Source organism: Mesorhizobium sp. 01N446 (genome assembly GCF_056399285.1).
Genome location: NZ_JBFTRA010000001.1, coordinates 20,372 through 44,163 on the forward strand (window position 1 = coordinate 20,372; position 23,792 = coordinate 44,163).

21 protein-coding genes, 1 tRNA gene and 1 riboswitch are annotated in these 23,792 nt (G+C 62.6%); of the genes, 16 read left to right on the plus strand and 6 right to left on the minus strand.

Annotated elements, in window-relative coordinates; all coding sequences use genetic code 11:
- Positions 1-28: 28 nt before the first annotated feature.
- The 10 genes from AC1DPX_RS00100 to AC1DPX_RS00145 all read left to right on the plus strand — a co-directional run bounded on the left by AC1DPX_RS00100 (position 29) and on the right by AC1DPX_RS00145 (position 9,903).
- Positions 29-703 carry a response regulator transcription factor gene (locus tag AC1DPX_RS00100; protein ID WP_477233770.1) on the plus strand — a complete coding sequence of 225 codons (675 nt, stop codon included), beginning with the start codon at positions 29-31 and terminating at the stop codon, positions 701-703.
- The gene (locus AC1DPX_RS00105) at positions 700-2,127 is read left to right on the plus strand and encodes a sensor histidine kinase (protein WP_477233772.1); all 1,428 of its coding nucleotides are present in this window, start codon (positions 700-702) and stop codon (positions 2,125-2,127) included. Before AC1DPX_RS00100 ends, AC1DPX_RS00105 begins: the two co-directional genes overlap by 4 nt.
- A gap of 103 nt (positions 2,128-2,230) precedes the next feature.
- Positions 2,231-3,256, plus strand: a complete 1,026-nt coding sequence (locus AC1DPX_RS00110; RefSeq protein WP_477233775.1) for a glycosyltransferase family 2 protein — start codon at positions 2,231-2,233, stop codon at positions 3,254-3,256.
- 32 nt (positions 3,257-3,288) lie between these two features.
- Positions 3,289-3,735: a GtrA family protein gene (locus tag AC1DPX_RS00115; protein WP_477233776.1), complete on the plus strand. Its 447-nt coding sequence runs from the start codon at positions 3,289-3,291 to the stop codon at positions 3,733-3,735.
- A gap of 49 nt (positions 3,736-3,784) precedes the next feature.
- Entirely contained in the window at positions 3,785-5,278 is a 1,494-nt protein-coding gene (locus AC1DPX_RS00120; protein ID WP_477233778.1) for a hypothetical protein, read from the plus strand.
- Positions 5,279-5,487: 209 nt separating this feature from the next.
- On the plus strand, positions 5,488-7,374 hold the full coding sequence (locus AC1DPX_RS00125) for an acyltransferase family protein (protein ID WP_477233780.1): 1,887 nt from the start codon (positions 5,488-5,490) through the stop codon (positions 7,372-7,374).
- Positions 7,375-7,471: 97 nt separating this feature from the next.
- A tRNA-Gly gene (locus AC1DPX_RS00130) sits at positions 7,472-7,545 on the plus strand.
- A 290-nt stretch (positions 7,546-7,835) separates the two neighbouring features.
- Positions 7,836-8,597 (plus strand): glycosyltransferase family 25 protein, encoded by a 762-nt coding sequence (locus AC1DPX_RS00135; RefSeq protein WP_477233782.1) that lies wholly within the window; start codon positions 7,836-7,838, stop codon positions 8,595-8,597.
- A gap of 18 nt (positions 8,598-8,615) precedes the next feature.
- Entirely contained in the window at positions 8,616-9,287 is a 672-nt protein-coding gene (locus tag AC1DPX_RS00140) for an FkbM family methyltransferase (protein ID WP_202356262.1), read from the plus strand.
- A 394-nt stretch (positions 9,288-9,681) separates the two neighbouring features.
- Entirely contained in the window at positions 9,682-9,903 is a 222-nt protein-coding gene (locus AC1DPX_RS00145; RefSeq protein WP_477233784.1) for a hypothetical protein, read from the plus strand.
- 168 nt (positions 9,904-10,071) lie between these two features.
- On the opposite strand, the gene AC1DPX_RS00150 is transcribed toward AC1DPX_RS00145, so the two are convergent.
- Entirely contained in the window at positions 10,072-11,061 is a 990-nt protein-coding gene (locus AC1DPX_RS00150; RefSeq protein ID WP_202356264.1) for a LysR family transcriptional regulator, read from the minus strand.
- A 312-nt stretch (positions 11,062-11,373) separates the two neighbouring features.
- Here AC1DPX_RS00150 and chvE point away from each other — a divergent pair, with 312 nt between their 5' ends.
- From chvE to araD1, 4 genes are all read left to right on the plus strand, one after another.
- Positions 11,374-12,444, plus strand: a complete 1,071-nt coding sequence (gene chvE, locus AC1DPX_RS00155; RefSeq protein WP_202356265.1) for a multiple monosaccharide ABC transporter substrate-binding protein — start codon at positions 11,374-11,376, stop codon at positions 12,442-12,444.
- A 175-nt stretch (positions 12,445-12,619) separates the two neighbouring features.
- Positions 12,620-14,152, plus strand: coding sequence for a multiple monosaccharide ABC transporter ATP-binding protein (mmsA, locus tag AC1DPX_RS00160; RefSeq protein WP_477233786.1), 1,533 nt, complete (start codon positions 12,620-12,622; stop codon positions 14,150-14,152).
- Positions 14,149-15,435: a multiple monosaccharide ABC transporter permease gene (gene mmsB, locus AC1DPX_RS00165; RefSeq protein WP_202356267.1), complete on the plus strand. Its 1,287-nt coding sequence runs from the start codon at positions 14,149-14,151 to the stop codon at positions 15,433-15,435. The genes mmsA and mmsB overlap by 4 nt, the downstream gene beginning before the upstream one ends.
- 236 nt (positions 15,436-15,671) lie before the next feature.
- Positions 15,672-16,664 (plus strand): AraD1 family protein, encoded by a 993-nt coding sequence (gene araD1, locus AC1DPX_RS00170; RefSeq protein ID WP_202356268.1) that lies wholly within the window; start codon positions 15,672-15,674, stop codon positions 16,662-16,664.
- Positions 16,665-16,773: 109 nt separating this feature from the next.
- Here araD1 and AC1DPX_RS00175 read toward each other — a convergent pair whose 3' ends face one another.
- The gene (locus AC1DPX_RS00175) at positions 16,774-17,133 is read right to left on the minus strand and encodes a hypothetical protein (protein ID WP_477233788.1); all 360 of its coding nucleotides are present in this window, start codon (positions 17,131-17,133) and stop codon (positions 16,774-16,776) included.
- Between the two features lie 26 nt (positions 17,134-17,159).
- Positions 17,160-18,254, minus strand: coding sequence for a 2'-deoxycytidine 5'-triphosphate deaminase (locus AC1DPX_RS00180; RefSeq protein ID WP_477233790.1), 1,095 nt, complete (start codon positions 18,252-18,254; stop codon positions 17,160-17,162).
- Positions 18,255-18,388: 134 nt separating this feature from the next.
- A riboswitch (SAM riboswitch) is annotated at positions 18,389-18,466 on the plus strand.
- 57 nt (positions 18,467-18,523) lie between these two features.
- Between AC1DPX_RS00180 and AC1DPX_RS00185 the strand changes: the two genes are divergently transcribed.
- Positions 18,524-19,714, plus strand: a complete 1,191-nt coding sequence (locus AC1DPX_RS00185; RefSeq protein WP_477233792.1) for an O-succinylhomoserine sulfhydrylase — start codon at positions 18,524-18,526, stop codon at positions 19,712-19,714.
- A 16-nt stretch (positions 19,715-19,730) separates the two neighbouring features.
- Here AC1DPX_RS00185 and AC1DPX_RS00190 read toward each other — a convergent pair whose 3' ends face one another.
- A complete protein-coding gene (locus AC1DPX_RS00190) occupies positions 19,731-20,882 on the minus strand; it encodes a ceramide glucosyltransferase (RefSeq protein ID WP_477233794.1) in 1,152 nt (383 codons plus the stop codon).
- A 220-nt stretch (positions 20,883-21,102) separates the two neighbouring features.
- Between AC1DPX_RS00190 and apaG the strand changes: the two genes are divergently transcribed.
- Complete coding sequence (gene apaG, locus AC1DPX_RS00195; RefSeq protein WP_477233796.1) at positions 21,103-21,495, plus strand: Co2+/Mg2+ efflux protein ApaG; 393 nt, start codon at positions 21,103-21,105, stop codon at positions 21,493-21,495.
- 228 nt (positions 21,496-21,723) lie between these two features.
- On the opposite strand, the gene AC1DPX_RS00200 is transcribed toward apaG, so the two are convergent.
- Together AC1DPX_RS00200 and argF are read right to left on the minus strand one after the other, a co-directional pair.
- Positions 21,724-22,755 carry an Hsp33 family molecular chaperone gene (locus AC1DPX_RS00200; RefSeq protein WP_202356272.1) on the minus strand — a complete coding sequence of 344 codons (1,032 nt, stop codon included), beginning with the start codon at positions 22,753-22,755 and terminating at the stop codon, positions 21,724-21,726.
- 112 nt (positions 22,756-22,867) lie between these two features.
- Entirely contained in the window at positions 22,868-23,779 is a 912-nt protein-coding gene (argF, locus tag AC1DPX_RS00205; protein ID WP_202356273.1) for an ornithine carbamoyltransferase, read from the minus strand.
- Between the last annotated feature and the right edge of the window lie 13 nt (positions 23,780-23,792).

The following is a 23,792-nucleotide window of genomic DNA, read 5'->3' on the forward strand; positions in this document are numbered from 1 at the left end:
GACAGGCCGCGGATAAAGGAGAATACGCATGCGCGTCCTGTTGATCGAGGACGAACCGGAAATGGCCTCCGTGCTGAAGGCCGCTCTCGAGCGTGTGGACATCATCGTCGACCATGCCGCGACATTGGCCGATGCCGAGGCGATGGCCCGCCTGGGCTATCACGACGCGGTGGTGCTCGACCGCAGGCTGCCGGATGGCGACGGTCTCAGCCTCATACCGCGCCTGCGTGCCTTGCATCTGGATGTGCCTGTCATCGCCCTGACGGCGATGAGCGGGTTGGACGACCGGGTCGCCGGGCTCGATGCCGGCGCCGACGATTACATGGTCAAGCCCTTCGCCACGGTGGAACTCGTCGCACGGCTTCATGCCTTGCACCGGCGCGCGTTCACCTCGCGCGCCAACCACACGATGGTCGGCCGCCTGACCTATGATTTCCGCCACCGCGAGGCGCTGGTCGAGGATCGAACCCTTGATCTGCCGCGGCGTGAAAGGCTGGTGCTCGAAACGCTCATCCGCCGGCCGGGGCGGACCGTCATGCGCAGCGCGCTGGAGGAGGCTGTCTACGCGCTCGACGACGAGATCGGGTCGAATGCGCTCGATGCACACATTTCGCGGCTGCGCCGCAAGCTCGACGATGTCGCCGCCGGCATCGAGATCCGGGCGATCCGCAACCTTGGCTATCTCTTGCGGGCGGCCTCGTGAAAAAGCCGCGGACGCGCTCGCTGCAATGGATCCTGGTCCGACGGCTGATCCTGCTGCAGGCGGCGACGCTGCTTATCTTCATCGTGCTTTGCGCGGCAGCATTGTGGATCGCCAATCCGCGCCTTTTGATCGACAACGAGGCAGCCGTTGCCGCCATCAAGGGAGCGGTCAGCCGTGACGGCAACGGCAAACTGATCGTCCAGGAGACCGAGGAGCTTGCCAGCTTTCGCGAGGGCTTCCCCAATGTCTGGTACATCGTTCGCGACGACAGCGGCCAGAGCGTGCGCTTCGGCAATGTACCTGACGTCTACGCCAGGAATTTTGGCGAGCTGCTGGGCGAAGCCGATCACGCCACCATCGGATTTTCCGAAGATGATCTGAGGCCCGAGGCCTATCTCGAAAAGGCCGCGACCAGGGCCGGCACCGTACAGATCATCGCCGGAACGAGGTCGTCGCGAGAAACTGACGGGCTCGAGCTCAGCATTTCGGCCACTGTCGACGTCGCCAGGCATCCCGACGGCAGCAGAAACTGGGAAAAGGCGCTGCCGGCTCTCGCGGTCATCATCATCATCCTGCTCTTGCCGATCGTCCTGGTCATGGGAGCCACGACCCTGGTGACGACGCCGGCCGTGGTGCGCCGCTCCTTTGCCGGCCTTGTCGAAACGGTCCGCCAGGCGACGCGCATCGATATCGGCACCCGCGCCATGCAGCTGCCGGTCAAGAACGTGCCGCAGGAAATCGCGCCGCTGGTGCATGCCTTCAACGAGGCGCTTGGCCGCCTCGCCCAGGGCTACGACCGCCACAACCGCTTCCTCACCGACGCGGCGCATGAACTGCGCACGCCGATCGCCATTCTGCGCACACGCGCCGAACTCCTGAAACAGGAGCCGCAAAGCGCGCGGCTGCTGCGTGACATCGAACGCCTGTCGCATCTTGCCCAGCAACTGCTCGACCATCAGTTGCTCGACCGGCCGTCGGACCAGCGCCAGATCGTCGATCTTGCCGACCTGGTCAGCCGGGTCGCCGCCGACTTCGCCCCGCTCGCCATCGAGGCCGGCTATGACCTTGCCTTCGAGCCATCGCCTGGCAAGGCACATGTCGAGGTCAATGTGCTGCAGATCGAGCGAGCACTCGCCAACCTCGTGCGCAACGCAATCGAGCATGGCGGCGGCAGCGGCACGATCACGATCGCCATCGACGGGATCGGCGGCATCGAGGTGCGCGACGAAGGCCCGGGCATTCCCGCGGAAGAGCGCGAGAACGTCTTCGAGCCCTTCTACCGCTTGCAGCCGCAGTCGCGCGGGGCGGGGCTGGGACTGAACCTCGCCCGGCAGATCGCGCTGCTGCATGACGGGACGATCCGCATCCTGACGGGCTCATGGCGCGGCGCCCGCATCCGCATGGAATTGCCGGTGCGTTCGTGACGGTGCTGAGCCCATTGCGGTCGGCCCGGCAGTCCCCATCCGATTTATCTGTTTTCTAACCAATTGCCGCTATTGCCATTGCAAGAGCGGGAGCCAGGCTTTGGTGGGAACGGGAAAAATCGGCGCGCACCGCGCGGTCAAGCTGTCGGTCGTCGTGCCATGCTACAACGAGCGCGACGGCGTGGCCGAGCTTCATCGACGCGTCAGCGCCGTATGCCTCGAGCATAGCCCTTCCTACGAGATCGTGCTTGTCATCGACGGGGCGACCGACGGCACCCGCGAGGCCATTTTCGAACTGGCCGAAAAGGACGACCATGTGGTCGCCATCGACCTTGCCCGCAACTATGGCCACCAGATCGCCTTGAGCGCGGGGCTGGAGTTCTGCCGCGGCGAGCGCATTCTCATTCTCGACGCCGATCTCCAGGATCCGCCCGAACTGCTGGGCGCGATGATGGCGAAGATGGATGAAGGCTTCGATGTCGTCTATGGCCAGAGGATAAAGCGCGACGGCGAAAGCTGGTTCAAGCTGGCTTCCGCCTCGATGTTCTACCGCCTGCTCGGGCGAATGGTCGATGTCGAGATCGCGCCGGACTCCGGAGACTTCCGGCTGATGAGCCGCCGGGCGCTCGACCATCTGAACGCGATGCCCGAACGCTACAGGTTCATCCGCGGCATGGTGAGCTGGATTGGGCTGAGGCAAGTCGCCTTCCCTTATGAAAGGCAGCGGCGCTTTGCCGGCACCACCCACTATCCGCTGAGGAAGATGGTTCTTCTGGCCATCGACGCGATGACCAGCTTTTCGATCGTGCCATTGCGGTTTGCCTCGATGCTGGGGATGATGTTCGGTCTGCTCGGCCTGGTCGTGCTCGGCTATACGCTGCTTGAATGGTCCAGGGGCAACGTGGTGCCCGGCTGGACGAGCCTTGCCGCGATCATGCTGATCCTGGGCAGTGTCCAGCTTCTGGTGCTCGGCATCTTCGGCGAGTATCTGGGCCGCATGTACATGGAGACCAAGCGGCGGCCGCTGTATTTCGTCAACGAAATCGTTTCGCGCGACCAGCCGGCCAAGGACGGCGACCTGCCCGTCCATCGCCTGCAGGAGATGGCGAAAAGAGCCGCGCGTGGCTGAGGCGAAGGTCGAGCGGATGCAACGGGAACGGCATGGGCAGGATGCGGTCGGCTCTTCCCTCTGATCTCTCGCGGATGCTGCGCTTTGGCGCCGTCGGGCTTCTCAACACGGCGCTCGGCTATACGCTGATCCTGGCCGGGCTGGCGCTGGGCCTCGGCGATATCGTCTCCAATGCGGCGGGCTATGCCGCGGGCCTTACCCTCGGCTTCTTCCTCAATCGCCAGTGGACGTTCGGACGAGCCGGTGGTTTTCGCCCCGGTGCTGTCGCTCGCTACGCGATCACCTTTGTCGTCGCCTACGGCGCCAACCTCAGCGTCGTGATCGCCGCCATATCCGCCGGATTCATCGAAAACCCGTTTGTCCATCTGGCGGGAAATTGCCTCTACTCGGTCATTTTCTATCTTGGCTCGGCCCGGTTCGTCTTCGTTGGCCGCACGGATGCCTCCGACGCCGCGAAATGGCCAGGAACCGCGACATGAACCAGGCCACAGCAATCGCGACGGCGACGCCGTCGCTCGGAGCCGCGACATGAACCAGGCCGCTGCACTAGCGACGGCGACGCCGTCGCTCGGGGACGCGCTACGCATCAGGCTGATGCTCTGCCTTCTCTGCGCCTGCCTGGTGGCCTATCTGCTCGCCACTTTTGCCAGCGCGATGCTTCAGGATCCCGACAGCTGGTGGCAAGTGAAGGTCGGACTGGACTTTCTGGAAAACCGGACGTTTCCCGTCGTCGACCCCTATTCCTATACATTCGGCGGCCAACCCTGGATCGCCAAGGAATGGCTGGGACAGGTGCTTCTGGGCCTCGCCTATCGCGCGGGCGGCTGGAATGGCGTCGTCACACTGATCATCGCCACGGTCGGCCTCACCGTCTTCCTGACGGGATGGTTCCTCAGCGCATGGCTGAAGCCGATACTGGCGATAGCGCTGGCCTTCGCCGCGGCTTTCCTGATCGCCCCGATCTATACGGCACGCCCACACGTCTTCACCTTGCCGATCATCGTCGTCTGGACGGCAATGCTGTTTCGCGCCGCGCGGGAAGAGAGAGCCCCGCCGCTGTGGCTGCTCGTGCTTGTGGTCTTGTGGGCCAACCTGCATGCCACGTTCACCCTGAGCTTCGTCATCGCTGCCTTTGCCGGGCTCGACCTGCTGGCGCGCTCGGGTCTGTCGAAACCCGCTTTGCTGGCAAAATGGGTCGCTTTCGGCCTGCTCTGCCCCCTGGTCAGCCTGATGCATCCCTATGGGGTGAAAGCCATACTGGCGACGTTCACCGTGGCCTATGGCAACGAGGCGGTGCCACTCATCCTGGAGTGGCGGGCGTTCAATGCCCAGGAGCAGATCTTCCAGGAAGCGGCGATGCTGCTGGCGCTTTTCGGACTTTTGATATCGCGGCTGCGGATCGGCTGGGCCAAGGCCGTGTTCATCGTCTTTACCTTGCATGTCTATCTTGCCCATCTGCGGTTCGTCTACCTGCCCTTCCTGCTGATCCCCCTGGTGATCGCGGTCGAGATCGCCCGGCAATACCCCTCGCTCTCGACCACGACCTGGCTGGCGGATAAGCGTGACGGACTGGAAAAACTCCTCGCCAGCCGGTTTTACGCGATCTGCGGCGCGATGGCTGTCCTGCTGGTCGGCGCGGTCTTCATCCTCGGCAGTGCCTACCAGGTTGCGCCAAGCCCGAAGACAGCGGCCAGCGGTGCGCTGGCATACGCCAGGGATCACCAGCTTTCCGGCAATGTGCTGAATTCCTATAATTTCGGCGGCACGCTGATTTTCCACGGCATCAAGACCTATGTCGACGGCAGGACGGACCAGCTGTTCCTGGGCGGCTTCACGAAAGCCGACGACGCGACGGGACACAGCGACGGAAAACCCCAGCTCGAGGCTCAGCTGAAGAAATACGCCATCGGCTGGGCACTGCTTACGGCCGACGACACCCGCATCCCCTTCTTCGCCGAGTTGGGCTGGAAACGGGCCTATGCGGACGACGACGCCGTGATCTACCTGCCTCCCGGCGCCTGATTTACAGCCCCCAAACCGGTTTCGTCAGCGCTCTAAGGCTTGGCATCCGGCTTGACACGGATATTGCAGTGCAGCAAACTTATGCTGCAGAGCACAGTCCGTGGAAACCCACGAGTCACGATTTTCGAACGACGGGGACGTAGCCGCATGAGGAGCATGTCAGGTTCCGCCGCAGGGCTGCCGCGGGCCACGGCGTACGGACCGGCCGAATGAACTACAGGCGCGATATTGATGGCCTGCGGGCCATTGCAGTGCTGCCGGTCGTGCTCTTCCATTTCGGCGTATCGGCCATTCCCGGCGGCTTCACCGGTGTCGACATCTTCTTCGTCATATCGGGCTATCTGATCAGCGGCAGCCTGCTCGACGATCTCGAGCGCGGCCAGTTCTCGATCGGCCGCTTTTACTGGCGCCGCGCAAGGCGCATCCTGCCGGCGCTGACCTTCGTCATCGTGCTTGCCAGCATCGCCGCCTGGTTCATCCTGCTGCCCTCGGATCTCCACGAGTACAGTCTCAGCGTGATCGCGGCCTCGACCTTCTGGTCGAACATCTATTTCTGGAAAACGACCAACTATTTCTCCATCGACGCTGAGCTGCGGCCGCTGCTGCACACATGGTCGCTGTCGGTCGAGGAGCAGTATTACATCTTCGCGCCGATCCTGGTGTATCTGATCTACCGATACGCCTCGAAGCGCTGGCTGACGATATTGCTGCCGATTGCCATCGGCAGCTTTGCCCTGGCGGTCATGGCAACCACGCTGGCGCCGACCGCCGGCTTCTACCTCTTGCCGACGCGCGTCTGGGAACTGGCGCTGGGCGCCATGCTGATGCTGCGAAGGCCGCCGGCGCTGGCCAGCCGTCCGCTGACGGAACTGGTCGGCCTGGCCGGTTTTGGCCTGATCGCCTACGGCTTCCTGACGATTTCGGAGAGCGATCCGTTTCCGGGCTACAATGCCCTGTTTCCCTGCATCGGAACGGCGCTGCTCATCTATGCGGGCCAGCCGCATGCGGACAGGCCGGCCCCTGTCGCCACGCAGGTGCTGCGGCTCACCCCGCTGGTCTGGATCGGCCTTATCTCCTATTCGCTCTACCTCGTTCACTGGCCGATCAATTCGTTCGTCCACTATCTCTCGCTCAAAGCCATCGGCGTGCCGACGATCATGGCGATGATCGTGGCCAGCGTCGCGCTGGCGACGTTCTCGTGGAAATATGTCGAGCAGCCCTTCCGCCAGAAGCGGGCCTTCACGGCCCCTCTGCCCATTTTCGCCTTCTCGGCGACGGCGATCGCCCTGCTGTGCGTCGGCGGCCTGGCCGGCGCGCTGGGCAAGGGCTTTCCGCAACGGTTCCCGGACTTCTCGACGGAACGGGTGCTGGTGGGTGACTGGCGCAACGGCGTCTGTTTCAACGAGGGCGCGAGCCGGATCGACAACTGGAACCTGGCCGACTGCACCCGAACGCATGGCTTTCCCACCAATGTGCTGCTGTGGGGCGATTCCTTCGCCGCGCACTATGTGTCGGGGCTGGAAGCCAATGCTGAAAAAATCCAGGCCAACGTCATCCAGTACACCTATGCCGGCTGCCCGCCCAATTTGAGCTACTTCTCCTATGCCCGGCCGGCCTGCACGCGCTTCAACGAGCGGGCGCTGTCGATCATCCGCGATGCCAACATCCAGGCGGTGATCCTGAGCGGCCGATGGACCGACTACCAGGCAAGGGGCTTCGACGGGCTGCAGAAGACGGTCGACCGGCTGCGCGACATGGGCGTCAAGGTCTATGTCATCGGCCAGTCTCCGGAGTTCATCGCCGACGTCCAGAAAATCGCTTTCTTCGCAAGACGCGAGCACGTCGCGAACACATCCTGGCCGATGGCGATGGATCCGGACATCAACAAGCAGGTACTGCCCTTCGTCAAAGGGGCAACTTTCATCGACCCGCTGGCCTATCTGTGCGACGCGGCCGGCTGTTCCTATGCCGACGCGGGAACCAGGCAGTTCCTCTACTTCGACTACGGTCATTTCTCGTCCGCCGGCGCGACACTCGCCATCTCGAAATACTGGCCAAGCTTCGCCGCCAGCAACAAGGTCGCCAAGGCAAAATAGGAATCGCGGCCAGCGCCGAGGGAAGCGTGAAAGCGTTTGTTCGAGGCATCGCTTTGCGATTGCCCGAAGGCCGAACCTCATGGTAACGAGGGCACGCGCGGGTATGATGTAATGGTAGCCTGTCAGCTTCCCAAGCTGAACGCGCGGGTTCGATTCCCGCTACCCGCTCCAGCTTGTGTCCAAGGGTTTTGACCCTGATTTTACGACCTATCAAATTGAGCCGTTTTACACCGAGTTTTACACGATCGGTCCCCGTCTGTTCTTTATCGTGGGGCTGATTTGGGGCCAGCCAGTGCCTTCCTCACAGCTTTTGCACATGTTGGAGGAAGGCAGGGTGAAATTGTAAGGGGCTTGACTGGTGCTCTCATATCTATGCTGCTATTGCTGCCCAATTGGTGGGCCGTCTGGAATAGCTACAGTATAGGCTATCGATAATTTATTTTTAGGTCGCGGGGGCGACAATGAAATGTTTGGTCATTAATCTTGACCGATCTGTTGATCGGCTGGCCGCGGCTACAGCGGAATTTTCTCGTATTGGGATTGATTTCGAGCGCGTCGCTGGTGTCGACGCCATGAACGGGGTTCCGTTTACCTCCCCGCCGCTGACCGAAACGGAAATCTGTTGCTTTCTCAGTCACCGCCGCTGCTGGAAAGCCATCGCGGATGGTCCCGACCAATATGGCGCGATCTTCGAGGACGACGTTGTTTTTAGCCACGACGCTGGCGGCGTTCTGGCCGATGATACCTGGATCCCGCCAGGCGCTGATATCATCAAGCTGGAAACATTTTTCAGCCGAGTGAGGCTTGGGAGCCGGCATGTTCCCGTCAGAAACGGGTACTCGGCAAGGCGGCTTCTCGGGCAACACTTAGGTTCGTGCGGCTACGTGATTTCCAAAAGAGCCGCCCACAGCCTGTTCAGAAACACGGGACGCTTTAAGGCGCCAGTCGATGTCGCCCTTTTCAGCCCAAGTCAGATGACTGCCGCGCGCAACACGATCTACCAATTGATGCCGGCTCTCTGTGCCCAAGCAGTTTTCGTTGGGACGGAGAAACCTTTGAGCTTGATCCAGCTTACGCCCAGACCCCATGTAAACAAGCGAATGGCCGACAGGATCCATTCAGAGGCGACGCGCATTTTCTGGTACTTGCGTAACAGGAATTTCCTGTCGACAGAGAAAGTTGACGCTGTGCGCCTAGGCGGCCCTGCAGTTTACCCCAGATAAAACCGGTAGCTTACGACTATGTTTGCATTTCCAAGCAGCTTTTTTGAAATGTGGTTGAGGTGGCATGCCTACAGGAAATACAAGCGCCGTAGCCGCCATTCGTTTAATCGGGCGTGCTTCAAGCTCATATCTCTGATGCGGCGCCTCCCGGCCAATTCCCTCATTATCGATGCCGGTGCCAATGTCGGCGATGTAACGGCATATTTTGTAGGCCAGGGCATGCGAGTGATCGCATTTGAGCCGGACCCGACAGCGCTGGCGATTCTTCAAAGAAGGTTCTCCGGCAACGACAAGGTGACCATCGAAAACAAGGCGGTCGGCGCGAGAGCCGGCCACGCACCTTTCTTTCAAACCGCAGCCGTCAGAACAGGTGCCATCTATCAAACAGAATGGTCATCGCTTGATCGGCGCAACGTGCACGATGAAGCCACAACGAGCGTCGAAGTTGTTGACCTTGTGGCCTACATCAATGCACTGCCGCAGAAGGTTTCCATCCTTAAACTCGACATCGAAGGAACAGAGGCCGAGGTGTTGGAGGCTATTCTTGATGCTGGGGTTGAAACAAAAATAGACCTGATCGTCGCTGAGACACACGAGCGCTTTTCGCCAGAATTGGCGATGAGGATTGGCGCGTTGAAAGAGCGGATTGCGGCAAGGCCGATAAGCAACGTCGAACTCGGATGGCGCTGACCAGTTAGGGCTGGCGCTGGCCGGAATGTGAGCGGCGGAACCCTTAAGCTTCCCATAAACGCCTGCGACAATCAGCGAAATGCCATTGTGCGTCAGGGTCAACATGCCGGCAAATACGCGTTCAACTCCCGGCGACTTGGCCGGACGGCGACCTGCATTTCCATGACCTGCGCGCCCCGCGGCGACCGAGTTCTGTCTCGCCGGCCTACGCGAGCGAGAGATCGCCTGGATGATGGCTTGAGACGAGGTCGTTGATCGTCAAGCGCTATGTAAGCCGTTCGGCCGCCATCCGCGAGCGCATCCACGCCGCGGTGGCCGGCCTTTCGTCAACGGTTCGTCACAGCCAGACCCCGAGCCACACGCGCTCTCGCCAGCAACGCACATGGCGGCGGCCATGGCGCCAGTAGCGACGGCAAACCCGTCTCCAGCCGCGACGGCGCCGTCTGCCTCCATAATAGCGATCTCCGTCGTAGCGATGATGCCAACGACGGTGGGAGACCTGCTCGACTTCGACGCCGTCATCGCCTTCCAAGACAGCCGCATCCTGCTTGTCCAGCTCATCGAGAATTCCATTGCCCTGGGGAACGCCGGCAACCGCGCGGCCGGGTCCGGCTAGGCTCGCAAACGCCGCGGCCCCCGCAACGCCTAGCATTCCAGTGAGAAACAACCGACGTTCCATCAAAACCTCCCGAGTTGTTGACACCGGCACCTCGTTCCCTCGCCCAAAACGGGCTCCAGCGAGCATGCCGATTTGGCTGAACGCGCGACTGCACTTCTTGTTCCATCACCCCACTTCGCGCAGGATGAAGTCGTGCAGCATCTTGGCGGCGGGCGACAGCGCGCGATTCCTGACCGTGATCAGGCTGTAGGGCCTGACTTCGATGTCGAATTCGGTCTGGACGACGTCGATGGCGCCGGCGAGTCCGTCGGGATTCTGGATGAATTTCGCCACCTGCACCGAGACCGGCGCGATGGCATCGGACTGCGCGACCATGACCAGCGTGAGGAGCAGCGAACTGGTGTTGAGGATCCGGTCCGGCAGCGCGATGTTGCGGTTGAGGAAATTGCTCTCCATTGCCTGACGCAAGGGCGAGCCGCCCGACTGGAAAACCCAGTCATAGGCGGCGGTGTCTTCCAGCCGCACCACGCTGCCCATGGTCAGCGGGTGGCCCCGACGCACGATCAGGCAGGCTTTCTCGACACCGATGACACGCGATTCGAACAGCCGCGGATTGAGATCGTCGGGGATGCGCGCAATGATGAAATCGTGGCGCGTGGCGATCAGCTCGCGCGCCAGCACATTGGAGGTCTCGACCTGCATGGTGATCTCGATGCGTGGATAGATGCGGCGGATTTCGCGAATCGCCGGCACCGCCAGTTCGATCGCCGGCGCCGTAACGGCACCGAGAAACACCGAACCGCCCTTGCCTGCCTTGAGCTCGGAAATCTCGCGATCGACCTCGCGCATCTCCAGCAGGATCGAACGCGCACGCCTGGCCAGCGCCTTGCCGTAGGGCGTCAGCGTGATGCCGCGCGGCAGCCTCTCGCACAGCTTGACCTCGAGCACCGCCTCCATCTCGGCGATCATGCGCGATGCCGCCGGCTGCGAAATGTTCATGACCTGCGCCGCCGCGCTCACCCGGCCATGATCGTCGAGCGCGACGATCATGCGCATATGGCGCAGGCTGAGACCGCTGCGCAGCAGGGTTTCGCCATCGCCTGGAGTCTCGTTGTAACCATTTGAACCCGCAGCCGGATTCCGTAACGCCGCCATGGTTTTTCCTTGCCTCTGCTCGCGGCCCCGCTGGCGTCTGCCAGCCACCCGCCACGCGTCATAACATATACCACCTGCGGTATAGCAACCATCAAAGATCGCATTTGACAGTTATGGCAAAAGGGCGGCAACGTCAGCCCGTTCCGAGACGCAACGGTCGCCGACGATAAAATCGTATCGATTGAAATCAGCGGCTCGGGGCCATGGGAGGATACCGGAGATCGATATGACGGCAGCAGTGCCTTGGCGCTTCTGCACGATTGCGCGGCCCGCGACCCCCGGGGTCTGCGTCCATCAACCAGGGAGAGTTACGTGAAAATCATCAAGACACTGGCCGCAGTCGCGGCGCTTGGCATCGCTGCCATGACCTATTCGGCGCACGCGGCCGACAAGGGTCTCGTCGGCGTGCTGATGCCGACCAAGACTTCGCAGCGCTGGATCAATGACGGCGACGCCGTCAAGTCCCAGCTCGAGGCTCTCGGCTACACCGTCGACCTGCAGTATGCGCAGGACGACATCCCCAACCAGCTCAGCCAGCTGGAAAACGAAATCACCAAAGGCCCGAAGGCGCTGATCATCGCCTCGATCGACGGCACCACGCTCTCGGATGCGCTGCAGAAGGCCGCTGACGCGGGCGTCGTCGTCGTCGCCTATGACCGCCTGATCAAGAAGACCAAGAATGTCGACTACTACACCACCTTCGACAATTTCGGCGTCGGCGTGATCCAGGCGAATTCGCTGGTCAAGGGCCTCAAGGAACGCTTCCCGAACACCAAGCCGTGGAACGTCGAACTGTTCGGCGGCTCGCCCGACGACAACAACGCCTTCTTCTTCTACAACGGCGCGATTTCCGTCCTGCAGCCGCTGATCGACGACGGCTCGATCAAGATCAAGTCCGGCCAGATGGGCATGGACAAGGTCGGCACGCTGCGCTGGCTCGCCGCCACCGCCCAGGCGCGCATGGACAATCTGCTGTCGGCCAACTACTCGGACGGCAGCCGCGTCGATGGCGTTCTGTCGCCCTATGACGGCCTGTCGCGCGGCATCACCGCCTCGCTGCGCGCCGTGGGCTACGGCACGGCCGCTCAGCCCTGGCCGATCGTGACCGGTCAGGACGCCGAGACCGCCTCGGTCAAGCTGATCATCACGGGCGAACAGTACTCGACCGTGTTCAAGGACACGCGCGACCTGGCCAAGGCCACAGTCGGCCTGGTCGACAAGGTGCTGTCGGGCGGCAAGCCGGATGGCCTCGACGAAAAGACCTACAACAACGACGTCAAGGTCGTTCCCTCGATCCTGCTGACGCCGCATGAAGTCGACAAGTCGAACTACCAGAAGCTGGTCGTCGACTCCGGCTACATCAAGGCCGAAGACCTGAAGTAATCTCTGTTATAAAGTTGGGGGTCCTGCGTGACGCAGGGCCCCTTTTCGTTCACAAGCGACCCCGGTATTGTTTCTGCCGGCCTAGAGCAATTCCAGGAAAATTGCGTAGCGGTTTTCCAAAGCGTAGCGCCCCTGGGAATTGCGTAAAAACAAGAAAGTCTAGGAGCTTGCCCTGATGACATCGACGATTTTGGAGATGCGCGACATCACCAAGACGTTCCCCGGCGTGAAGGCGTTGTCGAACGTCAATCTCAGCGTCCAGGAAGGCGAGATCCACGCCGTGGTCGGCGAGAACGGCGCCGGCAAGTCGACGCTGATGAAAGTGCTGTCGGGCGTCTATCCCGCAGGCACCTACGACGGCCAGATCATTTTTCAAGGCCAGGAATGCCAGTTCAAAGGCATCCATGACAGCGAACACAAGGGCATCGTCATCATCCATCAGGAGCTTGCCCTGGTGCCGATGCTGTCGATTGCCGAAAACATCTTCCTCGGCAACGAACACGCCAAATTCGGTGTGATCGACTGGGACGCCAACGAGGCGCGCACCAGCGCGCTGTTGAAGAAGGTGGGCCTCAAGGAGGACCCCAAGACGCTGATCACCAATATCGGCGTCGGCAAGCAGCAGCTGGTCGAGATCGCCAAGGCGCTGAGCAAGGAAGTCAAGCTGCTGATCCTCGACGAGCCGACCGCGTCGCTCAGCGAGAAGGACAGCCAGGCTCTGCTCGACCTTCTGCTCGAATTCAAGCGCCAGGGCATGACCTCGATCCTGATCTCGCACAAGCTCAACGAGGTGAACCGGGTCGCCGACAAGGTCACGGTCATCCGTGACGGGCGCACCATCGACACGCTGGCCAGGCAGGACATTTCGGAGGACCGGATCATCACCTCGATGGTCGGCCGCTCGCTAGACGACCGCTATCCGCCGCGCGAGCCCAACATTGGCGATGTCGTATTCGAAGTGAAGAACTGGTCGGTCTATCACCCGATCCATGCCGAGCGGCAGGTGATCAAAGGCATAGACATCAACGTGCGCAAGGGCGAGGTGGTCGGCATTGCCGGGCTGATGGGCGCCGGCCGCACCGAATTCGCCATGAGCCTGTTCGGCCGCTCCTATGGCCGTCGCATCACCGGCGAGGTTCAGCTCAAGGGCAAGCCGATCGATGTCTCGTCCGTGAGCAAGGCGGTAGAACATGGCATCGCCTACGTGACCGAGGACCGCAAGACTTACGGTCTCAACCTGATCGACCATATCAAGCACAACATAACGCTTGCCAATCTCGGTGGCGTGTCGCGTCACAGCGTGATCGACGATTTGCGGGAACTCGCCGTTGCCAATGATTATCGCAAGAAGACCAATATCCGTGCTTCGAGCGTCTATCAGATGACGGGCAATCTTTCCGGCGGCAACCAGCAGAAGGTGGTGTTGTCGAAATGGCTGTTCGCCGACCCGGAGGTTCTGATCCTCGACGAGCCGACGCGCGGCATCGATGTCGGCGCGAAGTACGAAATCTACACGATCATCGCGCGTCTGGCCTCGGAGGGTAAGGCAATCGTGGTCATCTCGTCGGAAATGCCGGAATTGCTCGGCATCACCGACCGCATCTACGTCATGAACGAAGGCCGCATCGTCGGCGAAATGCCCGCGGCGGACGCAAGCCAGGAAAAAATAATGCGTGCCATCGTTCGGGGAGAAGGAAAAGCAGCATGAGCACCGAAAGCGCCCCCGCCCCGCAGGGCAATGTCGCCGAAGAACAGCGTCCACGCATTGCCGTCTCGGCGCTGACGACGAACCTGCGCGAATACGGCCTGATCATCGCGCTGATCGTCATCATGCTGTTCTTCCAGTTCACCACGTCTGGAACGCTGTTCAAGCCGGTCAACCTCAGCAATCTTGTGCAGCAGAATTCGTTCATCATCGTGATGGCGCTCGGCATGCTGCTGGTCATCGTTTCCGGCTATATCGACCTCAGCGTCGGGTCGGTCGCCGGTTTCATCGGCGCGCTGGCGGCCAACATGATGGTCATCTGGCAACTCGGACCGCTCAGCAATCCGCTGGTGGTTTCGATCGTCTGCCTCATCGTGGGCGGCCTGATCGGCGCGGCGCAAGGCTATTGGATCGCCTATCACCGGATACCGAGCTTCATCGTGACGCTTGCGGGCATGCTGATCTTCCGCGGCATCTGCCAGGCGCTGCTGGGCGGCGGGTCCTCGGTGGGCCCACTTCCCGACGACTTCAAGGCACTGAGCTCCGGCTTCATCCCGGACTTGATCGGCCCGCTGACGCTGATCCCGCCGACGGTGAATGCCGCCGGCAAGACCATCATCGGCAGCGGCCTGACGCTGCACATGACGACGATCGTGCTCGGCCTCATCGCGGTGGTTGCCTATGCCTATTTCGGGGTGAGGACGCGACGCAAGCGCGAACGCCATGGCTATGAGGCCGAGCCGTTCCCCCTGTTCGTCGTCAAGACGCTGGTCGCCAGCGCGCTGGCGCTGTTCCTTGTCTATGAATTCGCCAGCTACCGGGGCCTGCCGGTGGTGCTGCTCGTCATGGGCGTGCTGATCTCGCTGTTCGTCTTCGTCACCAAGCGCATGACGATCGGCCGTCGCATCTATGCCATGGGCGGCAATCCCAAGGCGGCGCAGCTGTCGGGCATCAACACCGAGCGGCTGACGCTGCTGGTGTTCATCAATATGGGTGTGCTGTCGGCGCTGGGCGGCCTGATCATCGCGGCGCGTCTCGGCCAGGCCGTGCCGGCGGCGGGTCTGGGCTCGGAGCTCGACGTCATCGCCGCCGTCTTCATCGGCGGCGCCTCGGCAATGGGCGGCGTCGGCCAGGTCATCGGCGCCGTGGTCGGCGGCTTCATCATGGGCGTGATGAACAACGGCATGTCGATCATGGGCGTCAACGTCGACTGGCAGCAGGTGGTCAAAGGCCTCGTGCTGCTCGGCGCCGTGATCTTCGACGTCTACAACAAGAACAAGGCCTGAAACAAAATACCGGGAGCGGGCCGAACCGCTCCGGCGAGGCAACGAGGAAGGCATACGGGTCACATCGCGGCGCTGCCGGCAACCAGCAGGCACGAAGAAGTTCCCTCAAGGAACCAAGCCCCGCGAGCGCAATCCGAACGGAGAATTTCACCCGTGGCATGGGCGACGTCCCAGCCGCGCTTGGGAAGGTTTGCCGCGGCGGCAGCCATGCCAAGGCACATGAGAGAGGATTGATCATGCTGATCTCGCAGATTCTCGATGACGCCGAGACCATCCGCGTCGTTGCCCGCAATGGCGGCAAGACCCGGATCATCAACGGCGCCCGCAGCGTCTATTCGCTGGCGATGGAGGCGGCCCGCACCGGCGTCGGCCTCGCCACCCTGATCGAGCGCAAGGGGCTCGGCGAGACGGTCGATCTCGATGCCGCCTACAAGAAGGGGCGGCTGTTGTCGCCGATCAATCACCCCGATCCGGCGCACCTGCATCTCACCGGCACCGGCCTGACGCATCTCGGCTCGGCCGCAACGCGCGATTCCATGCACAAGAAGCTCAGCGCCGATGGCGAGGAGCAGCTCACCGATTCCATGAAGATGTTCCGCATGGGTCTGGAGGGCGGCAAGCCCGCCAAGGGCCAGGTCGGCGTGCAGCCGGAATGGTTCTACAAGGGCAACGGCACGATGGCCGTGGCGCCGGGTGCCGCGCTCATGTCACCGGCCTTCGCCAAGGACGCCGGCGAGGAACCCGAAATCGCCGGCATCTATGTCATCGGCGACGACGGCGCCGCCTTCCGCGTCGGCTTCACGCTGTCGAACGAGTTTTCGGACCATGTGACCGAGCGGGTGAACTATCTCTTCCTCGCCCATTCCAAGCTGCGCAACGCCTCGTTCGGGCCCGAGATCCTGATCGGCGACCTGCCTTCCGACATCCGCGGCACCTCGCGCATCGTGCGCGACGGCAAGACGCTGTGGGAAAAGCCGTTCCTGTCGGGCGAAGCGAACATGTCGCACACCATCGCCAATCTCGAACACCATCACTTCAAATATTCGGCGTTCCGCCAGCCCGGTGACGTGCATGTGCATATGTTCGGCACCGCGACGCTGTCCTTCGCCGACGGCGTCAAGACCGAGGCCGGCGATGTGTTCGAAATCGAGGCCGGCGATTTCGGACTGCCGCTGCGCAACCCGCTCGAGATCGAAAAGCCGGTGAAGGTGGCGGTGAAGGCGCTTTGAGAGCGTGATCTCCCCGCTTCTTGGGGAGATGGCCGGCAGGCCAGAGGGGGGCGTTGTCCCGCCAGCGTAGCAATGGAAGCAACTGTGCCTTCCGCTATTCCTGACGCTCTTAGGAGAGGTCGCGATCCTTCGCGCCTCCCTCTGCCCTGCCGGGCATCTCCCCACGAGGGGGGAGATATTGGCAGCTTCTCAATAAATATCGAAGTCGAAATACTTGGCCTGGATCTTCTAGTAGGTGCCGTCGGCGACGAGCGCATCGATGGCTGCGTTTAGCTAGTCGCGCAGGGGCGGTGTCGTCGAGGCGCACGGCAATGCCGGCTTGCGTTTCGGTGCCCTTGACGTCGCCGACCAGCTTGCAGCAGCCGTCGCTCGACTTCTTCAGCCAGTCCACCAGCACGAACTTGTCCGAAATCACGGCATCAAGCCGGCCGTTGGTCAGGTCGGTGATCGCCTCTTCCGGCGCAGGCAAGTATCTTGCCCGGCGGCAATCGGCGCTCAGCGTGCGGCGCGGAAGTGCTTGGAGAGCTTCAGGCCCTGTGCCTGGTAGTTGGAGCCGAGATCCGTGCCGTAGAGCGACTGCGGCCGTTTCAGCATGTGCTCGTACACCAGCCGGCCGACGATCTGGCCATGGTCGAGGATGAACGGCACTTCGTGGCTGCGCACCTCAAGCACCGCCCGGCTGCCGGTGCCACCAGCCGCCGAATGGCCGAAACCCGGATCGAAGAAGCCGGCATAGTGGACGCGGAATTCACCGACCAGCGGATCGAAAGGCGTCATCTCGGCGGCGTAGAGTGGTGGCACGTGCACCGCTTCCTGGCTGACGAGGATGTAGAATTCGTCGGGGTCAAGCACCAGCTCGCCGGCGCCGCTCTTGTGGATCGGTTCCCAGAAATCGACGACATCCTGCGCGGCGCGCTTGTCGACATCGACAAGACCGGTGTGGTGCTTGCCGCGATAGCCGACCAGCCCGTCACCATCGCCCTTGAGATCGATCGACAACGCGATGCCGCCGCCTGAAATATTCGGCGGGTCGGTGGCAACCAGCGTCTGCGCGCGGTGCAATTCATGCAGTTCAGCTTCCGAGAGCAGCGCGTTGCCGGTGCGGAAGCGGATCTGCGACAGGCGCGAGCCGGTGCGCACGACGATCGGGAAAGTGCGCGGGCTGACCTCGAGATAGAGCGGACCGTTGTAGCCGGCGGCGATCTTGTCGAACTCGTGGCCGCGGTCGGTCATGACACGGGTGAAGATGTCGAGCCGCCCGGTCGAGCTCTTCGGGTTGGCCGAAGCGGAAATCTCTGCCGGCAAGGCAAGGCTTTCGAGCAGCGGCACGATGTAGACGCAGCCAGTCTCCAGCACCGCGCCTTCGGCCAGATTGATCTCGTGCAGCTTCAGCCTGTCGAGCTTTTCCGAAACGTTATGGTTGGGACCCGGCAGGAAGGACGCGCGCACCCGCCAGGCCTTGTCGCCGAGCCTGAGATCAAGGCTGGCCGGCTGGATCTGGTCGGGATCAAGAGCACGTCGCGACTTCAGCGCACCGGACTGGAACAGCGCCGCGATGTCCTGATCGGGAAGAATGCCTGTCTGCCGCAAAGCTTCGCTCCTGGGCGACCATTTCTTGGCGCAGGTCTTGTCGCAAAACCGTGGGACACCTTTGCGAAACCTGCTTGGTACAAACCTCTTAATGAAGCCGGCAATTGACGCAAGCGTGGTACGGGTCTAAAGGATCGTTATCCCGTGGTGATTTGGCCGGTCGGCTTGCAGCCACGTTAAACAAGTCGCTAAAGGACCGTTGGCCGTGAGGCCGTATGGACCGGTTGCGACTTTCGTGACCGGTTTTTTTGTGTCTGGAAACAAAAGCGATGAGCAGCAACAAGCGCAACTGGAAGCCTCAGACAGCCCTCGTTCATAGCGGAACCCTGCGTTCCGGCTTCGGCGAGACCTCGGAGGCGATGTACCTGACCCAGGGCTATGTCTACGAAACGGCGCAGGCGGCGGAAGCCCGTTTCAAGGGCGAGGAACCCGGTTTCATCTATTCGCGCTACGCCAATCCGACCGTCGACATGTTCGAAAAGCGCATGTGCGCGCTGGAAGGCGCCGAGGACGCACGCGCCACGGCGTCGGGCATGGCGGCGGTGACGGCGGCGCTTCTGTGCAGCGTCAAGGCCGGTGACCACATCGTGGCGGCGCGCGCCCTGTTCGGCTCCTGCCGCTGGGTGGTCGAGACGCTGGCGCCGCGCTACGGCATCGAGGCGACGCTGGTCGACGGCACCGACATCGCCAACTGGGAAAAGGCGGTCAGGCCCAACACCAAGCTGTTCTTCCTGGAGAGCCCGACCAATCCGACGCTGGAAGTGGTCGACATCGCCGCCGTCGCGTCGCTCGCCAACTCGATCGGCGCGCGGCTCGTCGTCGACAATGTCTTCGCCACGCCCTTGCAGCAGAAGCCGTTGCAGCTCGGCGCCCATATCGTCGTCTATTCGGCGACCAAGCACATCGACGGCCAGGGCCGCTGTCTCGGCGGCGTGATCCTGTCGGACAAGAAGTGGATCGACGAGAATTTGCACGACTATTTCCGCCACACCGGCCCCAGCCTGTCGCCCTTCAACGCCTGGACGCTGCTGAAGGGCCTGGAGACGCTGCCACTGCGCGTGCGCCAGCAGACGGAAAGCGCCGGCAAGATCGCCGATTTCCTGGCCGAGCAGCCGCAGATCGCCCGCGTCATCTATCCCGGCCGCGCCGACCACCCGCAGGCCGAGATCGTCAGGAAGCAGATGTCGGGCGGCTCGACGCTGATCTGCCTCGACGTCAAGGGCGGCAAACAGGCGGCCTTCGCCTTGCAGAACGCGCTCGACATCGTGCTGATCTCCAACAATCTCGGCGACGCCAAGAGCCTGATCACCCATCCGGCGACGACGACGCACAAGAATTTGAGCGAAGAGGCGCGCGCCGAACTCGGCATCGGACCGGGCACGCTCAGGCTGTCGGTCGGCCTGGAGGACGCCGACGACCTGCTGGAAGACATCGCGCAGGCGCTGAAAGCGGCAAAATAGTAGATGTCTTTGGCTTTCAGGCGCGCGACGAAGCCTCTTCCAGCTCCGTAGCCTTGGTGCCGATGGTCATTGCATTGCCGCGCCAGTCGACCGCGCCGCCGAGCCAGCCGCGTGCCCACATGGCTGGCAACATCAAGTCCCGCGCGATCATCGCCGCGACCGTGCGCGGCGACAGGTGCCAGCCCTTGGACCAGGCCAGGGCGCATTCCGGAAGGTAGAAGGCCGCCAGCACGGCGATGGCCGTCAGCGGCAGGCTGACGCCGGCGCTGGCTGCCGCAAGCAGCGCAAATGCCAGCGGCACCACCGCGCCGGTCAGGATTTCCGGCGTGAAGAACAGCGGGAAGGTGACGCGGCGCAGACGCGCCCAGCGGGCCTGGCGCGACCAGACCGTGCCAAGCGTGCGCCTGCCAAGCGGCTGCTCGAAGGGTGCCGCGACAAGATTGACGCGCAGGCCAATCGCGCTCACCAGCTTGGTCGCGGCGGCGTCCTCGGCGGCTTCGGCGGCCAGCGCGCGGATGCCGCCATTGGCATCCAGCACCGGCTTGTTCAATAGCATGCTCTTGCCCTGGGCAAAGCCAAGGCCGAGCGCCTCGCCGGCATACTGCCAGCGGGCCTGCAGCGTGTTGAGGAAGGCGCATTCGACCTCGGCCCAGAAGCCCTCCGGCCGCGAACCGATCGGCGTCGAGCAGACAAGGCCGGTATCCGTCCGCCAAGCCGCCATCAAATGCTGGATATAGTCTCTCGGCATCAGCACGTTGGAATCGGCCAGGACGACCCAGTTGTGCCGCGCGGCTTCCCAGCCCTTGACGCAATTGTTGAGCTTGGGATTGGCACTGAACCGGTCTTCGCCGATCAACAGCCGGGCCGGCACTTTTGGGAAGCGGTCAATGGCGGCGCGGATCAACCTGACCACCGGGTCGTCTCCATGGGCAACGCAGAAGATCAACTCATAGCGTGGCCAGTCGAGCGAAAAGGCGCGCTCCAGCGTCTCCTGCGTGAACGGCTCGACGCCGCGCCAGGGTATGACGACCGACACGGGCGGCGATTTGCCGGCTGGCCGCGCGATCGCGGTGCGCCGTTTCAGCTGTGACGCGGCGAGCAGAATGCTCGCGGCGTTTGAAAGGATAAGAGCAGTCGAAAGCGAGGCGGCTATGAGAGTGAGTTCCATCGAGATCCGGTCACTCCAGAAGAGACAGCCTGCATGTGGCCGTTTTCAACAGTTCGACAGAGCGGCGAGTCGCCCGGTTCGTGCACACCACCATTGTCATGTGTCACTTAAATGACATTCTTTGCCGGCACCTGCGTTTCAAGGCCAGGCGCGACAAGACGCGCACGTTGACCTGCTCGCCGGGAGCGCCGAAAGGTATGGGACTGTTTTGGAGCCGCCTATGTACCGCGCCGTTACGCGCAACATCGAAGTGCAGGTCAGGCCGTTCTACCTCGAGGATCGCTCGGATCCTTCGGAGAACCGCTATGTCTGGGGCTATCAGATGACGATCGACAACCAGTCGGACGAATTCGTGCAGCTTCTGTCGCGCTATTGGCACATCACAGACGGCGCCGGCCGGGTCGAGGAAGTGCGCGGCCCGGGCGTCGTCGGCGACCAGCCCGAACTCAATCCCGGCGACAGCTATCAGTACACGTCCGGCTGCCCGCTCTCGACGCCGTCAGGCATCATGGTGGGTCACTACACGATGCGCAACAAGCGCGGCGAGACCTTCGACATCGCCATCCCGGCGTTCTCGCTGGATCTGCCGGGAACCAGGCGGACGGTAAATTAGCGTCTTTCTCTCCGTCACTATACGGGGAGTTGAGGAATGGTCCGCGCAGCGGACGAAAAGCCAACTGCTTGGCTTTTCGAATGACGAACGCCCGGCAGGACAATGAGGGCCGGGCTGATGAGATTGTCGAGGACGGGGTCTGCGCACGGCTATTCGCCAAAGTCAGCGCCGCCCCTCATCCGCCCTTCGGGCACCTTCTCCCCGTAAACGGGGAGAAGGCAAGGAGCTTCACTGCGCCGCGAATTCCGCCGGGTCGAAGTCGTACTGCTTCGAGCAGAATTCGCAGGCGACATGGATGCCGCCGTCCTCGGTCGAGTCCTTGATCTCCTGCGCGGAGAAGCCCTCGAGGATACCGCGGATCTTGTCGCGCGAGCATGAGCACTGGTCGGCGACGGGAACGCCGCCGAAGACGCGCACGCCATGCTCGTGGAACAGGCGATAGAGCAGCCGTTCGGCGCCGATCGTCGGGTCGATCAGTTCGGTCGGCTCGATCGTGCCGAGCAGCGCCAGCAATTCCTGCCAGGAATTGTCCGCCGGATCATGGATCTCCTCGCGCGGATCGCCGTCGCCGCCCGGCAGGTCCGGAATGCGCATGCGCTCGGGCGACTGCGGCAGGAACTGCGCCAGGATGCCGCCGGCGCGCCATTGTTCGCGCGCGCCGCCAGGGCCTGGCGTCAACAGCTTGGCCACGGACAGCCTGATATCCGTCGGGATCTGCTCCGACTGGCGGAAATAGGTGCGCGCCGCATCTTCCAGCGTTTCGCCATCGAGCTGGACGATGCCTTGATAGCGCTGTGTATGGGCGCCCTGGTCGATGGTCAGCGCCAGCACGCCGCTGCCGAGCAGCGTCTGCTGGGACGTTTCGCCTGCAGCGATCAAGGCCTCGAGCCGATCGGCATCGAAGCGCGCATAGGCGCGCAGCGCCGACGGCGTCGAAAAATCCGCCACCAGCATGTCGACCGGCCCGTCGGTGCGGGTCTGCAGGATGAACTTGCCCTCGAATTTGAGCGAGGTGCCGAGCAGCACCGTCAGCACACAGGCTTCCGCCAGCAGGCGGGCGACCGGCTCGGGATAGTCGTGGCGGCTGAGGATGGCGTCGAGCATCGGCCCGAGCTGGACGGTCCGGCCGCGCACGTCGAGCGGGCCGACCTCGAACGGCACGACATGGTCGTCGCCGGCATAGCCGAACTCGCCGAGTTTGGGGTGATGTTCAGTCACTTGATGCGTTTCCAACATGACAAAGCTCCAGGGCGCGGCCATGCCGCCCCCTGGGGTGCATGCGTCCAAACGCGCTTGATTTGCGTGATGCGGCGCAGATAGGCATCGCGCCCCCGCAGATCAAGCGCCCAGACCTTTCAAAGCCCAAGCCACCTCAAGCCCCAAGACACCAGGCAAGCACCGCCTTCTGGGCGTGGAGCCGGTTCTCGGCCTCGTCGAAGACCACCGAATGGGGTCCGTCGATAACCTCGTCGGTCACTTCCTCGCCGCGATGCGCCGGCAGGCAATGCATGAACAGCGCGTCCGGTTTGGCATGCGCCATCAGCTTGGCATTGACCTGATAGGGCGAGAAGACGTTGTGGCCGCGGGCGCGATGCTCCTGGCCCATCGACACCCAGCAGTCGGTGACGACGCAGTCGGCCTGGTCGACGGCTTCCTCGGGCGAGCGGGTGAAGAGCAGCTTGCCGCCATGCGCCTTGGACCAGTCGATGTGCTTCTGCGCCGGCTCGCTGCCTTCGGGCACGGCGACGTTGAGGTTGAAGCGGAACCGCGCCGAGGCTTCGAGCAGCGAATGCAGCACATTGTTGCCGTCGCCGGTCCAGGCGATGGTCTTGCCGGCCACCGGACCGCGATGCTCCTCGAAGGTCATGATGTCGGCCATCAGCTGGCAGGGATGGGTGTCGTCGGTCAGCCCGTTGATCACCGGAACCGTGGCATTCTCGGTCAGCTCCAGCAGCCGCTCATGCGAAGTGGTGCGGATCATGATCGCATCGACATAGCGCGACAGCACCTTGGCGGTGTCGGCAATGGTTTCGGAGCGGCCGAGCTGCATTTCGGTGCCGGTCAGCATGATGGTCTCGCCGCCAAGCTGGCGCATGCCGACGTCGAAGGAGACGCGCGTGCGCGTCGACGGCTTGTCGAAGATCATCGCCAGAACCTTGCCTTCGAGCGGCCTGGTGCGCTCGCCGGCCTTGAGGCGCGCCTTTCGCACCACCGCGTCGTCCAGCATGAAGCGCAGGTCGCCCTCGGAAACGGTGGACAGATCGGTGAAATGGCGAACTGACATCGGCAATTTTCCG

Coding starts and splice junctions, on each gene's coding strand:
- AC1DPX_RS00100 (WP_477233770.1), top strand. CDS start 29: ATGCGCGTCCTGTTGATCGAGGACGAACCGGAAATGGCCTCCGTGCTG.
- AC1DPX_RS00185 (WP_477233792.1), top strand. CDS start 18,524: ATGAGCAGCAACAAGCGCAACTGGAAGCCTCAGACAGCCCTCGTTCAT.
- AC1DPX_RS00140 (WP_202356262.1), top strand. CDS start 8,616: ATGTTTGCATTTCCAAGCAGCTTTTTTGAAATGTGGTTGAGGTGGCAT.
- AC1DPX_RS00135 (WP_477233782.1), top strand. CDS start 7,836: ATGAAATGTTTGGTCATTAATCTTGACCGATCTGTTGATCGGCTGGCC.
- argF (WP_202356273.1), bottom strand. CDS start 23,779: ATGTCAGTTCGCCATTTCACCGATCTGTCCACCGTTTCCGAGGGCGAC.
- AC1DPX_RS00125 (WP_477233780.1), top strand. CDS start 5,488: ATGAACTACAGGCGCGATATTGATGGCCTGCGGGCCATTGCAGTGCTG.
- araD1 (WP_202356268.1), top strand. CDS start 15,672: ATGCTGATCTCGCAGATTCTCGATGACGCCGAGACCATCCGCGTCGTT.
- AC1DPX_RS00120 (WP_477233778.1), top strand. CDS start 3,785: ATGAACCAGGCCGCTGCACTAGCGACGGCGACGCCGTCGCTCGGGGAC.
- AC1DPX_RS00145 (WP_477233784.1), top strand. CDS start 9,682: ATGGCGCCAGTAGCGACGGCAAACCCGTCTCCAGCCGCGACGGCGCCG.
- AC1DPX_RS00200 (WP_202356272.1), bottom strand. CDS start 22,755: ATGGCCGCGCCCTGGAGCTTTGTCATGTTGGAAACGCATCAAGTGACT.
- mmsA (WP_477233786.1), top strand. CDS start 12,620: ATGACATCGACGATTTTGGAGATGCGCGACATCACCAAGACGTTCCCC.
- mmsB (WP_202356267.1), top strand. CDS start 14,149: ATGAGCACCGAAAGCGCCCCCGCCCCGCAGGGCAATGTCGCCGAAGAA.
- apaG (WP_477233796.1), top strand. CDS start 21,103: ATGTACCGCGCCGTTACGCGCAACATCGAAGTGCAGGTCAGGCCGTTC.
- AC1DPX_RS00115 (WP_477233776.1), top strand. CDS start 3,289: ATGGGCAGGATGCGGTCGGCTCTTCCCTCTGATCTCTCGCGGATGCTG.
- AC1DPX_RS00150 (WP_202356264.1), bottom strand. CDS start 11,061: ATGGCGGCGTTACGGAATCCGGCTGCGGGTTCAAATGGTTACAACGAG.
- AC1DPX_RS00190 (WP_477233794.1), bottom strand. CDS start 20,882: ATGGAACTCACTCTCATAGCCGCCTCGCTTTCGACTGCTCTTATCCTT.